The 14,155-nt window shown below is 41.9% G+C and carries 14 protein-coding genes; 11 read left to right on the top strand and 3 right to left on the bottom strand.

Translation table 11 applies throughout. The annotated features are described in order from the left end of the window. Positions 1–74 precede the first annotated feature (74 nt). From AC20OE_RS14570 to AC20OE_RS14535, 8 genes are all read left to right on the top strand, one after another. Positions 75–335 (top strand): YgaB family protein, encoded by a 261-nt coding sequence (locus AC20OE_RS14570; protein ID WP_039177303.1) that lies wholly within the window; start codon positions 75–77, stop codon positions 333–335. Between the two features lie 147 nt (positions 336–482). Next, complete coding sequence (ntdP, locus tag AC20OE_RS14565; protein ID WP_024425209.1) at positions 483–1,013, top strand: nucleoside tri-diphosphate phosphatase; 531 nt, start codon at positions 483–485, stop codon at positions 1,011–1,013. 95 nt (positions 1,014–1,108) lie between these two features. Next, positions 1,109–2,851: an ABC transporter ATP-binding protein gene (locus tag AC20OE_RS14560; RefSeq protein WP_099663068.1), complete on the top strand. Its 1,743-nt coding sequence runs from the start codon at positions 1,109–1,111 to the stop codon at positions 2,849–2,851. 112 nt (positions 2,852–2,963) lie between these two features. Further along, positions 2,964–3,986 (top strand): ABC transporter ATP-binding protein, encoded by a 1,023-nt coding sequence (locus tag AC20OE_RS14555; RefSeq protein ID WP_039177320.1) that lies wholly within the window; start codon positions 2,964–2,966, stop codon positions 3,984–3,986. Then, positions 3,955–4,932 (top strand): ABC transporter ATP-binding protein, encoded by a 978-nt coding sequence (locus AC20OE_RS14550; protein ID WP_099663069.1) that lies wholly within the window; start codon positions 3,955–3,957, stop codon positions 4,930–4,932. The genes AC20OE_RS14555 and AC20OE_RS14550 overlap by 32 nt, the downstream gene beginning before the upstream one ends. After that, positions 4,907–6,493: an ABC transporter substrate-binding protein gene (locus AC20OE_RS14545; RefSeq protein ID WP_099663070.1), complete on the top strand. Its 1,587-nt coding sequence runs from the start codon at positions 4,907–4,909 to the stop codon at positions 6,491–6,493. Before AC20OE_RS14550 ends, AC20OE_RS14545 begins: the two co-directional genes overlap by 26 nt. Positions 6,494–6,554: 61 nt before the next feature. Then, positions 6,555–7,556, top strand: coding sequence for an ABC transporter permease (locus tag AC20OE_RS14540; protein ID WP_024425205.1), 1,002 nt, complete (start codon positions 6,555–6,557; stop codon positions 7,554–7,556). Positions 7,557–7,573: 17 nt separating this feature from the next. Continuing rightward, positions 7,574–8,470 carry an ABC transporter permease gene (locus tag AC20OE_RS14535; RefSeq protein WP_041087363.1) on the top strand — a complete coding sequence of 299 codons (897 nt, stop codon included), beginning with the start codon at positions 7,574–7,576 and terminating at the stop codon, positions 8,468–8,470. A gap of 229 nt (positions 8,471–8,699) precedes the next feature. Here the strand turns inward: AC20OE_RS14535 and AC20OE_RS14530 are convergent, their stop codons facing one another. Together AC20OE_RS14530 and AC20OE_RS14525 are read right to left on the bottom strand one after the other, a co-directional pair. Next, on the bottom strand, positions 8,700–9,773 hold the full coding sequence (locus tag AC20OE_RS14530; RefSeq protein WP_039177329.1) for an FUSC family protein: 1,074 nt from the start codon (positions 9,771–9,773) through the stop codon (positions 8,700–8,702). Between the two features lie 247 nt (positions 9,774–10,020). Further along, on the bottom strand, positions 10,021–11,316 hold the full coding sequence (locus AC20OE_RS14525; protein WP_059377610.1) for a glutamate-1-semialdehyde 2,1-aminomutase: 1,296 nt from the start codon (positions 11,314–11,316) through the stop codon (positions 10,021–10,023). A 129-nt stretch (positions 11,317–11,445) separates the two neighbouring features. On the opposite strand from AC20OE_RS14525, the gene bcp reads away from it, so the two are divergent. After that, a complete protein-coding gene (gene bcp, locus AC20OE_RS14520; RefSeq protein ID WP_024425791.1) occupies positions 11,446–11,913 on the top strand; it encodes a thioredoxin-dependent thiol peroxidase in 468 nt (155 codons plus the stop codon). A gap of 157 nt (positions 11,914–12,070) precedes the next feature. Then, a complete protein-coding gene (gene perR / locus AC20OE_RS14515; protein WP_003217782.1) occupies positions 12,071–12,508 on the top strand; it encodes a peroxide-responsive transcriptional repressor PerR in 438 nt (145 codons plus the stop codon). A 36-nt stretch (positions 12,509–12,544) separates the two neighbouring features. Here perR and AC20OE_RS14510 read toward each other — a convergent pair whose 3' ends face one another. After that, positions 12,545–12,892, bottom strand: a complete 348-nt coding sequence (locus tag AC20OE_RS14510; RefSeq protein ID WP_047203845.1) for a YgzB family protein — start codon at positions 12,890–12,892, stop codon at positions 12,545–12,547. 189 nt (positions 12,893–13,081) lie between these two features. Between AC20OE_RS14510 and AC20OE_RS14505 the strand changes: the two genes are divergently transcribed. Further along, positions 13,082–13,960: a nucleotidyltransferase-like protein gene (locus AC20OE_RS14505; protein WP_024425790.1), complete on the top strand. Its 879-nt coding sequence runs from the start codon at positions 13,082–13,084 to the stop codon at positions 13,958–13,960. Positions 13,961–14,155: the final 195 nt, after the last annotated feature.

Here is a 14,155-nt window from a genome sequence, read left to right as displayed (position 1 = left end):
TCAAAGGATTTCCTCCTTCTTTCAAGAAATGGTATACATACAAAAAGTGGATTAGATGAAAAGGGAGGAGTTAGATGTCTGATTTCGATCAGCTTGTAAAAGAACAAATGCAGCTCATGGATCAGCTGCTCGACGTGCAGGGAGAACTCGATCTATGCTTAGAAACAGAAAAACAATTGCTGCAGGATGAAAAAAAAGAAGAGTGGCATAGGCTTTGTGATCAGATCAAACAGAAACGTGAGGAACTGCAAAAAGTGCAAACCTTATTTACAAAACAGACAGAAGAGGTCATCAATTCATATAAACAGATGGAAAAGAGTTCTAGCGTGATGTAAATCAGTGTGCCGTTCAATTGGGTTGAATGGCTTTTTCATTTCATTTTTTAATGATGTAACGGTATAATATAATAGAGACATGTTTAGTTGGGAAATTAGGTCTTTGGACTGTTAGGTTTGTTTGTTATAGAAAGTAGGGGAGAAAATATGGGCTATCCCAAGGAAGGAGAAACCATCCAAATTCAAAGCTATAAACATAATGGCTTGATCCACAGGATTTGGAATGAAACCACCATTCTGAAAGCAACGGAATTGTGTATCATTGGTGCAAACGACCGTACAATGGTGACTGAATCCGACGGCCGTACTTGGATGACGAGAGAACCGGCTATTTGCTATTTCCATGCAAAACAATGGTTTAATGTAATTGGGATGCTTAGAGATGATGGGGTATATTACTACTGCAACATCAGCTCTCCTTTTGCGACAGATGATGAGGCAATTAAGTATATTGATTACGATTTAGACGTCAAAGTCTTTCCAGACATGACGTACAATATTTTGGATGAGGACGAATATGCAGATCATAAGAGGCAGATGAATTATCCAAAAGAAATCGATAGTATCTTAAGAGAGCATCTAAATACATTACTGCATTGGATTCACCAGCGGAAAGGTCCGTTTGCTCCTGAATTTGTGGATATGTGGTATGAACGTTTTTTACATTATACAAAATAAGCAAGAGCATCAAAAAACCTGTTTGGCTTTTTAGGCTAACAGGTTTTTGACTGCGTACGGATAAGAGGCACTGATAGATTGGGAAGGAGATTTACATGGGGGTCATTAAACGCTACATGGCTTTTGTAACACCGTATAAAAAACAGATTGCATTGACAATGGTCATCGGGATGATTAAATTCTCGATTCCGTTAACATTGCCTCTGCTTTTAAAGTATGTCATTGATGATGTCATTCAAGGCTCGGGGTCGCCTGAAGAAAAGACATCAACTCTACTGATCATAATGGGAATCATGCTCGTATTATTTTTAGTGATGAGGCCGCCTGTTGAATACTATAGACAATACTACGCGCAGTGGACAGGCAGTAAAGTATTGTTTGATATTCGGGAGAAGCTGTTCTCGCATATTCAAAAGCTAAGTCTTCGTTATTATGCCAACACGAGAACAGGAGAAATTATTTCAAGAGTGATCAACGATGTGGAGCAGACAAAGGAATTTGTTATCACAGGTCTCATGAACATTTGGCTGGATATGATGACTGTACTGATCGTGATCGCCATTATGTGTACACTGGATCTGAAGCTCACGATCGTGTCTGTCATTATTTTTCCACTATACGCGTTTGCAGTAAAGTATTTTTACGGACGGCTGCGCAAGCTGACAAAAGAGCGGTCACAGGCGCTGGCTGAAGTGCAAGGACACCTGCATGAGCGGGTACAAGGAATGCCGGTCATTCGCAGCTTTGCGATTGAAGAATATGAACAAGAGAATTTTCATGATGAAAACAAAAATTTCTTAAACAAAGCAATCAACCATACGAATTGGAACGCCAAAACATTTGCTGTCGTCAATACCATCACCGACATTGCGCCGCTGTTAATCATTGCATTTGCGGGCTACACAGTAATTAACGGATCGCTGTCGATCGGGACCATGATCGCCTTTGTCGGCTATATTGACCGGATGTACAATCCGATTCGCCGTCTCATTAACTCATCTACGACGTTAACCCAGTCCGTTGCGTCAATGGATCGGATCTTTGAGTTTATTGATGAGCCATATGAGGTCACAGACCGGCCGAATGCAAAAGAAGCCAATCATTTAAAAGGAGAGGTCGAGTTTAAAAATGTGTCGTTTCGTTATGAACACACGCAGGAAGAGATTCTGCACAATATCTCCTTAAAAGTAGAAAAAGGACAAACGGTTGCCCTTGTAGGAATGAGTGGCGGAGGAAAATCGACACTCGTCAGCTTAATTCCAAGGTTTTATGATGTCACAAACGGGTCACTTGAAATTGACGGCATTGATATAAAAGAGTACAAAGCAAGAAGTCTTCGAAATCAAGTCGGAATGGTGCTGCAGGATACATTCCTATTCAGTGACACGATTAAAGAAAATATTGCGGTTGGTGACCCTGAAGCACCTTTTGAAAAAATCGTGTCGGCTGCAAAAGCGGCAAATGCGCATGATTTTATTATGTCTCTTCCTGAAGGATATGACACGAAAGTAGGAGAACGGGGCGTAAAGCTGTCAGGCGGACAAAAACAGCGGATTTCGATTGCAAGGGTATTTCTAAAAAATCCACCGCTGTTGATTTTAGATGAAGCAACGTCTGCACTTGATTTAGAAAGTGAGCATTACATTCAAGAAGCGATGCAAAAGCTGGCGAAGGATCGCACAACTTTTATTGTCGCACACCGCTTATCAACCATTACACACGCTGACCAAATTGTGGTCATGGAACAAGGCGAAATAGTGGAAAAAGGAACACACGAAGAATTAATGAACCAAGACAGTCACTATCGTCATTTATTTACCATTCAAACATTAAATTAGTAGAAGCCTATCCAATTCTAGCGGATAGGCTTTTTTATGCTTGTCAAAAACATGACATATTTCCCAGCTTGTCTCAATACAATTTTAAAAAGTATGACGGGGTGGTGAATATGTGAAAGAACAAGACGTGCTGCTAGATGTCAAACAGCTGTCCATTGCGTTTCAGCAGAAAAAGCAAAAAGTGCCCATCGTCCATCACATATCGTTCTCGATACAAAAAGGGGAAACGTTAGGAATTGTGGGCGAATCTGGCTGCGGGAAAAGTATCACAAGCATGTCATTAATGGGTCTGAATCAGCAAACAGATACAACGGGCGAGGTTCATTTCGAAGGACAAAATCTGCTGTCACTTTCAGAGAAAGAGTGGCGAGAGATAAGAGGAAATGACATTTCGATGATTTTCCAAGAGCCCATGACCTCTCTGAACCCATTAATGACCATCGGCAAACAAATGACGGAAGCCCTTTTCACACATCAATCAATCGGTCAAAAAGAAGCAAAAGCGAAGGCGATTGATCTGCTTCAAACAGTTGGGTTGAAGCAAGCAGAATCGCTGCTGAAAAAATATCCACATGAATTATCAGGCGGTATGCGCCAGCGTGTGATGATTGCAATGGCAATGCTTTGTCACCCAAAGCTCATGATCGCTGATGAACCGACAACTGCACTTGATGTCACCATCCAAGCGCAAATCCTTCGTCTGCTCAAAAAGCTGAACGAAGAGATGGACACTGCTATTTTATTTATTACTCACGATCTAGGCGTGGTGCGGCAAATATGCCAGCGAGTCATGATTATGTATGCCGGTCGAATTGTAGAAGAAGGAACCGTTGACCGTATTTTTCAAAAACCTCTGCATCCCTACACGAAAGGTCTTTTCGCCTCAGTTCCATCGTTTAAAGAGAAAAAAGAAAAACTCATCTCTATTGCAGGTCATGTGCCTAAGCCAGGTGCCATCCGGTCCGGCTGTCAATTTGCACCACGCTGCCCATATCAAATGGCGCAATGTCTTGAAAAAGATCCAGCCTTACAATCCATTGAACAGAATCACCGCGTGGCATGTTTTCTAATGGAAGGAGGAGAAGACACTGAGTCACCCACTTTTGCAAGTGAATCAGCTGACAAAACGGTATGACACAGCTGCTTTTTTTTCTAAACATAAACAATCGACTTTGGCTTTAAATCAAGTCTCCTTTTACGTGAAGGAAGGAGAAACGCTTGGCATTGTTGGTGAATCAGGCTGCGGGAAATCAACACTTGGAAAAAGCTTGATGAGATTGACTGAACCGACGTCAGGCTCTATTCAATTAAAAGGGCAGGAGATCACCCTTCTGAAAGAACAAGACATGCGTTCCTTAAGAAAAGATATTCAAATGATCTTTCAAGATCCTTATGCTTCTTTAAATCCGAGAATGAAAATCAAAGATATTTTAGAGGAACCGCTGATTGTTCATCATCATGGGACGAAAGCAGAAAGACGGAAACGGGTTAAAGAGATGCTGCACATTGTTGGATTTGATCCTTCCTACGGGGAACGTTATGCGCACCAATTCAGCGGCGGACAAAGGCAGCGTATTGGCATTGCTAGAGCGCTCATTACGCACCCAAGTCTTGTCATTGCCGATGAACCAGTTTCGGCTTTAGATGTATCCGTTCAAGCGCAAATTTTGAATTTGATGCTTGAATTACAAAAGACGCTTTCTCTGACGTATCTATTTATTTCTCACGACCTTGGGGTTGTCAGATATATGAGCGACCGGATCGCCGTCATGTATGCTGGGCGCATTGTCGAGATGGGGCCTGCCGAAGAGGTGTTTCACAGCCCGCTTCATCCCTATACGTCGCTGCTTCTGAAATCCATTCCACATATGGATCACGTACTAGAGTCGCAAGATGTGGCAGCAGAAGAGACCACAATGGCGGAACGCGGCGGCTGTCCTTTCTACAAAAGGTGTCCAAAAAGATGGGAGAAATGCCTGAAAGCAGTTCCTGCTTTGTATGAGAAGGAATCGGGACATGCGGCTGCATGTTATTTATATCAAAAGGAGGAACACAATGAAGAAGACATGGTTATTCAGTAGTTTCATTTTTGTGCTGGCACTGGCGCTCTTTTTAGGGGGATGCTCATCATCACCGACATCGGAAGAAAAAGCAACAAAAGATACCCTCGTATTTGGCAGAGGGGGAGATTCCACTTCACTAGATCCAATCACAACGACAGAAGGCGAAACCTTCAAGGTCACAGAGAATATATTTGAAAAGCTTTTGAATTACGGTGAGAAAGACACGACCATCCATCCTGGCCTCGCAACAGAATGGGATGTTGCAAAGGACGGAAAATCATACACGTTCTACTTAAGAGAAGGTGTGAAATTTCATGATGGCACAGATTTTAACGCAGAAGCAGTGAAATTCAATTTTGAACGCTGGATGAATGGAGACGCAGAAAAATTTCCTTACTATGGCATGTTTGGCGGCTATAAAAAAGATAAAGGGCATGTCATTAAAGACATCATCGTCAAAGGCGAGCATGAAATTGAATTTCAGCTAAAGCGACCGCAGGCGACATTCCTCAAAAACATTGCCATGTCACCATTTGGCATTGCCAGTCCAGCGGCCGTTGAAAAAAGCGGTGATTCATTTAGAGAAAATCCGGTGGGGACAGGACCATTCAAGTTTAAAGAGTGGAAGCAAAACGACCGTATTGTGTTAGAAAAGAACGAGGATTATTGGCAGAAGGGTAAACCGAAACTGAATCAAATCATCTTCCGCTCCATTCCAGAAAACTCTGCTCGTTTAAATGCCCTTAAAACAGGCGAGATCGACTTAATGGATGGCGTGAATCCGTCAGATTTAGATGGCATTAAAACCGACAAAGCACTCCAGCTCATTGAAAGACCATCGATGAACGTAGGCTATATCGGACTGACCGTCACAAGAAAGCCGCTCGATAACAAGCTGGTTCGTCAGGCACTCAATTATGCGGTCGATAAAGAATCCATTATTGAGTCATTTTATGGAGGACTTGCTGAGCCAGCAAAAAATCCATTGCCGCCAGCTTTAGAAGGCTACAACGACGACATTGAGCCATATCCGTATGATCCAGAAAAAGCGAAAGAACTATTAAAAGAAGCGGGCTTCCCTGATGGCTTTCGCATCAAACTTTGGGCGATGCCTGTACCACGTCCATACATGCCAGATGGGATGAAGGTAGCAGAAGTCATTCAGTCAAATTTTGAAAAAGTCGGTGTCAAAGCAGAAATTGTGACATATGACTGGGCGACCTATTTAGATAAAGCAAGTAAAGGGGAAGCAGATGTGTTCTTATTAGGCTGGACAGGAGACAATGGCGATCCTGATAATTTCATTTACACACTGCTGGACAAAGACAGCATTGGCGGTAACAACTATACATTCTTCGAAAACGATAAAATGCATGACATCCTCATTGAAGCGCAAACAGACACAGATCAAAAGAAACGAAATGAGCTGTATAAAAAAGCGCAGGAAATCATTCATGACGAAGCGCCTTGGATTCCATTGGTGCATTCAATCCCAATGCTTGCCGCATCTAATGATTTAAAAGGCTACCAGCCGCATCCAACTGGTTCAGAGGCTTTAACTGACGTGTATTTCGAATAAGCAAATAAGGGAGATCTTGTATCTCCCTTATTCAAACAAAGATGAAGGCGGTGAAAGCTGTTTGTTTGCTTATTGTATGAAGCGGGCAGGAATGCTCATCCCAGTACTGATCGGAATGACATTGGTCGTGTTTTCAATTATTCGTTTTATACCTGGAAATCCAGCGCAGGTCATCTTAGGACAGCGGGCAACGAAAGAGGCAGTAGAACAATTAACGATCCAGCTCGGTTTAGATCAGCCATGGTACGTTCAATACGGTCATTATATGCTTGGCCTTTTAAAAGGGGATTTAGGGACTTCCATTCGAACAGGAGCGGCTATTGCCCAGGAAATGAAGCCTTACTTATTTGCGACGTTAGAATTGACCTTTTTTGCCATGGTGCTGGCGATTGTTGTAGGAGTGAATGCCGGAATCATTAGTGCTTGGTTTAAGCATTCTTTCTTTGATTATGCCGCGATGTTTATTGCACTTATCGGAGTGTCCATGCCGATTTTCTGGTTAGGCTTAATGGGGCAGTGGCTGTTCTCGATCGAATTAGGTATTTTGCCGACAACGGGTCGAGAAGACGTAAGAAATCCAGTCGAATCGATTACGTATATTCACACACTGGACACGCTTTTGCAAGGCCGGTTTGATCAATTCGCTGACAGCATCAAGCATTTGATCTTACCAAGTACAGCACTCGCCACAATCCCTGCTGCGATTATTGCGAGAATTACAAGGGCAAGTATGCTGGAAGTGCTTCATTCCGACTTTATTCGAACAGCAAAAGCAAAAGGAGTACGTTCATTTTTTATCATTTATCAGCATGGCCTGAAAAATGCGCTCATTCCGATCTTGACGATTATTGGTCTTCAGACAGGCCTCTTACTTGGTGGAGCGATTTTAACAGAAACCATTTTTGCTTGGCCGGGAATTGGCCGGTATATATATGATGCCATCAGTTATCGTGATTACCCAGTCATTCAAACAGGCATTCTCGTCGTTGCGCTTATATTTGTCCTAATCAATTTCATTGTGGACATCTTGTATGCGGTCATTGATCCAAGGATTAAATATTAGGGAGGGAGAGTGACAATATGGAAGCACAAAAAGAGCTTGACTCACCTCAGCCAAAAGATGAACGCCCTCAATCATTGATTCTTGAATCGATGAAGCAGTTCTTTCAGCATAAGCTGGCGGTCATTGGCAGTGTGATTGTCTTTTTATTTCTCATCCTAGCGATCTTTGCACCGCTCATTGCTCCTTATGGAATCAATGAACAATCACTCGGTGAGCGATTTAGTGCCCCTTCAGCTGCACACTGGTTTGGTACAGATGATTTCGGTAGAGATATCTTTTCAAGAGTTGTGCATGGAGCACGGATTTCCTTATGGGTCGGTTTCTTCTCGGTTCTCGGGTCTGTCATTTTAGGCACACTGCTTGGATTGATAGCTGGCTATGGCGGAAGAGTGCTAGATGCTGTGATCTCGAGATTGTTTGATATTTTACTTGCTTTTCCTAGCATTCTCTTAGCGATTGCTATTGTCTCCATCCTAGGCCCCTCCTTACAAAATGCCCTTATTGCCATTGCGATTATTAATGTCCCAACCTTTGGACGGCTCGTTCGTTCAAAAGTGCTGAGTATTAAACAAGAAGAATACGTGCTGGCAGCAAAGGCGGTAGGAATGTCACACCGCCGCATCGTGCTGCGTCACATTCTGCCAAATAGTATGGTGCCAGTCATCGTACAGGCAACGCTTGCGATCGGAACGGCAATTATTGAGGCAGCCGCTTTAGGCTTTTTAGGATTGGGTGCACAGGCGCCAAGTCCAGAATGGGGGAAAATGCTCGCCGACGCGAGACCTTATCTCGTTCAAGCCCCTTGGACATTATTCTTCCCAGGGATAGCAATCATGCTGACGGTTCTAGGCTTTAACCTGATGGGGGATGGATTAAGAGACACACTGGATCCTAAAATGAAGAAAATAAAATAAGACCGATTCTCAGAATCGGTCTCAGCGCACTGACAAACCCTCGCATTCGGTGTCAGTCCTGCGTGCCGGTGCTCACGAATACTCAATTCGCTCCGCTCCGGTACTCGTTCTTCCTAGGGCTGCAAAGGTTTTCAGGTCACGCTGAAAAGAAGACAAAGAGCTTAAATCAGAATCATTTTAGCTCTTTGTCAACAATTTAAGACCGATTCTAGGAATCGGTCTTTTCTGTTTATGCTTCTTTTTCTTCTGTCTCGATTTCACTATCTTTTGGGTGATATGTCTGGAAGCTTGTAATCAATGTATCTAAATGCTCTAATTCATCACGGTATTCAATGATGCTGGACATGACATTCAGCATGTTGTAATCGAGCAGGTCATTTTCTTGGTTTTGCTGATGCTGAATAAATGATTTCGTTAACGTCTCAAGGCGAAGAGAGCATTCATTTTGAAATTCATCGTCCTGCGGCTTCATTTTTCCGACGAATTTCATCAAGGTGCGCTCATGCCAATACAGTAAATAATCAATTTCATCCGTTAAGCTTTCCCTGAAATGCTCTGGCATCAAATGAATCTCATTTTCTAATTTATGAAGCTTTTTCAGCAAATATAGCGCGCGATTTGATGCCATAATGGCCTGCCTGAACAAAACAAGCTTTCTTGATTTGACATAGGTGGTTTTCTTTAAATAGCTTCGTTCTTCTTTGTATAACAAGTAAATGTGATCTAATTTGATCATGCGTTCTTTTATTTGATCGATGTCATCCTTTAAAGTGGAATGATCAGTAGACTGTCTGGAGGTCAGACGGATCCATTTTAAAATCTCCTCCGTATTTTCCATAATGTGATGAACAAGCTTTGTTTCATACTTTGGCGGCAGGAAGATTAAATTCACTAGAAATGAAGAAAGAACCCCTAACACCACAGTAGCTGTTCGAATTAAGGCAAAGGAAAGGAAATGATCCCCTGCACTTTCTAAAATAGCGATGACGGTTACAAGTGCAATTGGAATGGTGTGTTCAATCTTCAGTTTTAAATTAATGGCGATGACCATGACGGCCGTTAAACCGATAATGACTGGTCCTGTGCCAAAAAGCAGACCGAACGTAATGGCAAGCGCTGCACCAATAATATTGGCTTGCACTTGATCAACAATGGTTAAAAAAGATCGATAAATAGATGGCTGGATAGCAAATACAGCTGCAATTCCCGCGAAGACGGGCGTTGGCAACCCAAGCCATGTTGCCAGGTAAAGCGCGAGTACAATGGCAATACCAGTTTTTAAAATACGGGCTCCAAGTTTCATTGGTTTTGTCCCTGCATTCCTTTCTTTTCGATAATAGATGATCACTCGTCATTTATCATTCATATTTTGATGAAACAACTAAGTAATATACAGCGGTCTTCCGAAATATTCAAGTGATTTTTGAAAGTTCATGAAAACATCTAAAGAAGGTATTGAGAAGAAATGTAACAGATTCGCACGCTTTTGACAAACAAGAGCTGGTCAATAAAAAAACAGGCGCATGTTTTTACGCCTGTTTTGGACTTCATTATGATTGTTTTAGCTGTGCAAACGCATGATCTACTGCTTGCAGCGTCTCGGAAATATCTTTTTCAGTATGTGCGATTGTTAAGAACCAAGCTTCATATTTAGAAGGAGCGAGGTTAATGCCTTGCGCTAGCATTAATTTGAAGAAGCGGGCAAACATTTCGCCATCCGTATTTTCAGCCTGCTCGTAGTTCACAATCGTTTCTGTTGTGAAATAAATTGTGAGAGCACCTTTTAAGCGATTTACTGTAATATCTACTTCATGCTTTTTGGCATGGGCTAAAATGCCTTCTTCTAACATAGCGCCAAGCTGATCAAGACGTTCGTAAACGCCGTCTTCTTTTAACACTTCCAAGCAGGCAATACCTGAAAGAATGGATGCAGGATTTCCTGCCATTGTGCCAGCTTGATAGGCTGGTCCAAGCGGAGCCACTTGCTCCATAATTTCTTTTTTACCGCCGTAAGCACCGATAGGAAGTCCGCCGCCAATAATTTTTCCTAATGCAGTAAGGTCCGGTTTTACTTGAAGCAAGTCCTGTGCACCGCCATACATAAAGCGGAAAGCGGTAATGACTTCATCATAAATCACCAGTGCGCCTTTTTCATGTGTGAGGTCATTGACCTGCTGCAGGAAACCGTCCTTAGGTTCCACGATGCCGAAGTTCCCGACAATTGGCTCGACAAGGACAGCAGCTACTTCATCGCCCCAGCGATCTAATGCTTCTTTATAGCTGTCAATATCATTAAATGGAACGGTAATGACTTCATTGGCGATACTCTTTGGTACACCCGCGGAATCAGGTGTTCCTAAAGTGGAAGGACCAGAGCCTGCTGCCACTAGTACAAGATCAGAGTGGCCGTGATAGCATCCGGCAAACTTAATAATTTTTGTTCTGCCTGTATATGCGCGAGCCACTCGAATCGTTGTCATCACCGCTTCTGTACCTGAGTTGACAAAACGAACTTTGTCCAAAGCAGGCATGGCTTCCTTCAGCATTTTAGCAAAAGTGACTTCATGCTTCGTTGGTGTTCCGTAAAGGACACCTGTTTCAGCCGCTTTCGTGATGGCTTTTGTAATATGCGGGTGGGCGTGTCCTGTAATAATTGGACCGTATGCTGCTAGATAGTCGATATAGCGGTTTCCGTCAACATCCCAAAAATAAGCGCCTTCTCCTCTTTCCATCGCAACGGGTGAACCGCCGCCTACTGCCTTATATGAACGAGACGGGCTGTTGACACCTCCAACAATGTGCTCCAGCGCCTCTTGATGTAATTTTTCTGATTCTGTGAATTTCATAAATAGCCTCCTATCTCAACGTATCACGTCGTCTATCATTATTTTAACATGCCGATGCAAGCGTCCTTAGTTGAATATCCTCTCAAAATTGGATAGGCTAATTAAAAAATAGGTTGGAGGGATTGTGTCATGACAATCGAAGTAGGGCAGCAAGTACCTGACATTGAATTAACCGGTGACAATGGGGAGAAAGTAAAGCTTTCTGATTTTAAAGGAAAACATATTGTTCTTTATTTCTATCCAAAAGATATGACACCAGGCTGTACAACAGAAGCATGTGATTTCCGCGACCGCCATCAAAGCTTTGCAGAACTAGATGCTGTCATTATCGGCGTAAGCCCAGACAGTCAGGACAAGCACCAAAAGTTTAAAGAAAAACATGATTTGCCGTTCCTGCTTCTTGTAGACGATGAACAGAAATTGTCTGAAGCCTTTGGCGTATGGAAGCTGAAAAAGAACTTTGGCAAAGAATATATGGGAATCGAGCGTTCAACGTTTCTTATTAATAAAGAAGGCACGCTTGTGAAAGAATGGCGAAAAGTAAAGGTGAAAGACCACGTAGAGGAAGCGCTTGAGGAATTGAAAGCTCACGCTTAATATCCTAACAGGATGAGATCGGCAGTCATGCCGGTCTTTTTTGTAAGGAAGAATAGGTAAAAAAGAGGATTGTAATTGACAAAGTTTCGGCTCTGGGGGTACACTATTTATAAAGATTACAATATAAGAATATTTTTGAAGAGAGGTGCATGATGAAATGGCTGCTCACGAACTAAAAGACGCTTTAGATGCTCTAAAAGAAACCGGTGTTCGAATTACTCCGCAGCGCCATGCCATCTTGGAGTTTCTCGTAAATTCTATGACTCACCCAACCGCAGACGATATATATAAAGCACTTGAAGGAAAATTTCCAAATATGAGTGTCGCAACGGTTTACAATAATTTACGAGTTTTCCGGGAATCTGGATTAGTAAAGGAATTAACGTATGGTGATTCCTCAAGCCGATTTGATTTTGCGACATCTGACCACTACCATGCGATTTGTGAAAACTGCGGAAAAATCGTGGACTTTCACTATCCTGGCCTTGATGAAGTTGAACAGCTTGCATCCCATGTGACGGGCTTTACAGTTAGTCATCATCGCTTGGAGATCTATGGAACTTGTCAAGAATGTGCGAAAAAAGAAAATCATTAATGAAAAAAGCTGACCGGTTAAATGGTCAGCTTATTTTTATGACTTTTTTCGATTGTAGGATTCATCAAACTCTTTACCTTCTAATGTTGGATCAAGTGTAAGCGGCTCCCTGCAATGCATGCACATGTCCACACGCCCAAGCACTTTTGTTTCTTTCTCACAGCCTGGACAAACGACACGTACTGCCTTCGTAGAAAGCATACCAATCCAAAAGTAAACGGCTGTACTTAATCCAATCGATAAGACGCCGAGCAGCATGAAGAAAGTCGACAGCCAGATCGATTCCTTGAAGAACACACCGATATACATGATCAGAAAGCCAACAAAAACCAAACTAAGTGCAAATGTTCTGATTTTATTAATCTTACTGGAGTATTTCGCCATCCCTAGTCCCCCTTGTCTCCAATATAGCACATTTTACCTTTCCGTTTGAATTAGTTATAGAGTTTTGTGAATAAATTGCTTATAATGATTCAATGATCTTTTTTCATGTATTGAAGGAATTTTGATTCTATGAGGAGAAATACATAGCATTAGAGAAGAACTTTACACCCGAGTATTGGAGGAATCACTATGGAAAATCTTCTCCGTCCTATTTATCAAGAGAGAGCAAGCCATCCAGATACATTAGCTGTGATTATAGTAGAAAGAAGACATAAAGTATCTTCTGAGACGGATAACTTTGATGCAGCACTTTTAGTCATCGTAAAAGAAGCGGAAGAGCCGTTATTTATCAAGCACTATGAATCCGATCACCAAACAGCTTCTTTAAACGTTGTCACAGATGATCAACTGAAGGAATGGATTACCCTTGGTACTAACCGACGAATCATCGATTGGATTTTGAATGGAAAAGTCCTGTTTGATCGAAATGAATATATTTTCAACTTAATTGATGAACTAAGTACATTCCCGTTTTCAAACCGCAAGCTCAAAATCGGTTTAGAATATGGCAAGCTCATTCGCAGATATATAGAAGGAAAAGCATTTTTTGAGTCAAATCAATTCCTTGATGCATATAATTCCATTGTGCATGCCCTGCACCACTTAGCACGTATTGAAGTAATTGATAAAGGCTTCCACCCAGAAGTGACCGTTTGGAACCAAGTGCGTCATATGGAGCCCGAAGTATACAAACTTTATTCAGAACTGATTGAAAGTCATGAAAGTCTGCATAAGCGTTTAGAACTTTTATTTTTAGCAAATGATTTTTTGATCCATTCAAAAGCAGAAATTGGTGCCGCTCATTTGCGTCATGTCATGGAACAGAAGGATATATGGCTTTTTGGTGAGCTTCTTGCACACCCTGATCTAAAGTATTTCACGCCTGACCTTAGCGTGATGATTGATTTCTTTGTGGAAAAAGGAATTGTTCAAGTAGAGCCGATTGAGACAAAGGGACAAAAAATCTATCATCGAGGATATTTTGTGAAAAAAGATATTGACGCATGAATATTATGATGGTATATTATTAAACGTCGCTAACGAGCAACTGAGTTGCTTTGAAAGAAAAGCTGACAAAAAGAAATTCTAAAAAACACTTGACGCACACGGTGCTCAAATGTTATATTAAGAAAGTCGCCTCTGAGCGATAACGAACATGATCTTTGAAAACTAAACAAGACAAAACGTACCTGTTAATTCGAT

The sequence above is a fragment of the Bacillus sp. SRI_025 genome, assembly GCF_057592095.1.
Note: the sequence above shows the minus strand (reverse complement) of the source record. Positions and strands in the feature narration are given on the sequence as shown.

Coding starts and splice junctions, on each gene's coding strand:
- perR (WP_003217782.1), top strand. CDS start 12,071: ATGGCTGCTCACGAACTAAAAGACGCTTTAGATGCTCTAAAAGAAACC.
- AC20OE_RS14560 (WP_099663068.1), top strand. CDS start 1,109: ATGGGGGTCATTAAACGCTACATGGCTTTTGTAACACCGTATAAAAAA.
- bcp (WP_024425791.1), top strand. CDS start 11,446: ATGACAATCGAAGTAGGGCAGCAAGTACCTGACATTGAATTAACCGGT.
- AC20OE_RS14510 (WP_047203845.1), bottom strand. CDS start 12,892: ATGGCGAAATACTCCAGTAAGATTAATAAAATCAGAACATTTGCACTT.
- AC20OE_RS14525 (WP_059377610.1), bottom strand. CDS start 11,316: ATGAAATTCACAGAATCAGAAAAATTACATCAAGAGGCGCTGGAGCAC.
- AC20OE_RS14530 (WP_039177329.1), bottom strand. CDS start 9,773: ATGAAACTTGGAGCCCGTATTTTAAAAACTGGTATTGCCATTGTACTC.
- AC20OE_RS14535 (WP_041087363.1), top strand. CDS start 7,574: ATGGAAGCACAAAAAGAGCTTGACTCACCTCAGCCAAAAGATGAACGC.
- AC20OE_RS14570 (WP_039177303.1), top strand. CDS start 75: ATGTCTGATTTCGATCAGCTTGTAAAAGAACAAATGCAGCTCATGGAT.
- AC20OE_RS14545 (WP_099663070.1), top strand. CDS start 4,907: ATGAAGAAGACATGGTTATTCAGTAGTTTCATTTTTGTGCTGGCACTG.
- ntdP (WP_024425209.1), top strand. CDS start 483: ATGGGCTATCCCAAGGAAGGAGAAACCATCCAAATTCAAAGCTATAAA.
- AC20OE_RS14505 (WP_024425790.1), top strand. CDS start 13,082: ATGGAAAATCTTCTCCGTCCTATTTATCAAGAGAGAGCAAGCCATCCA.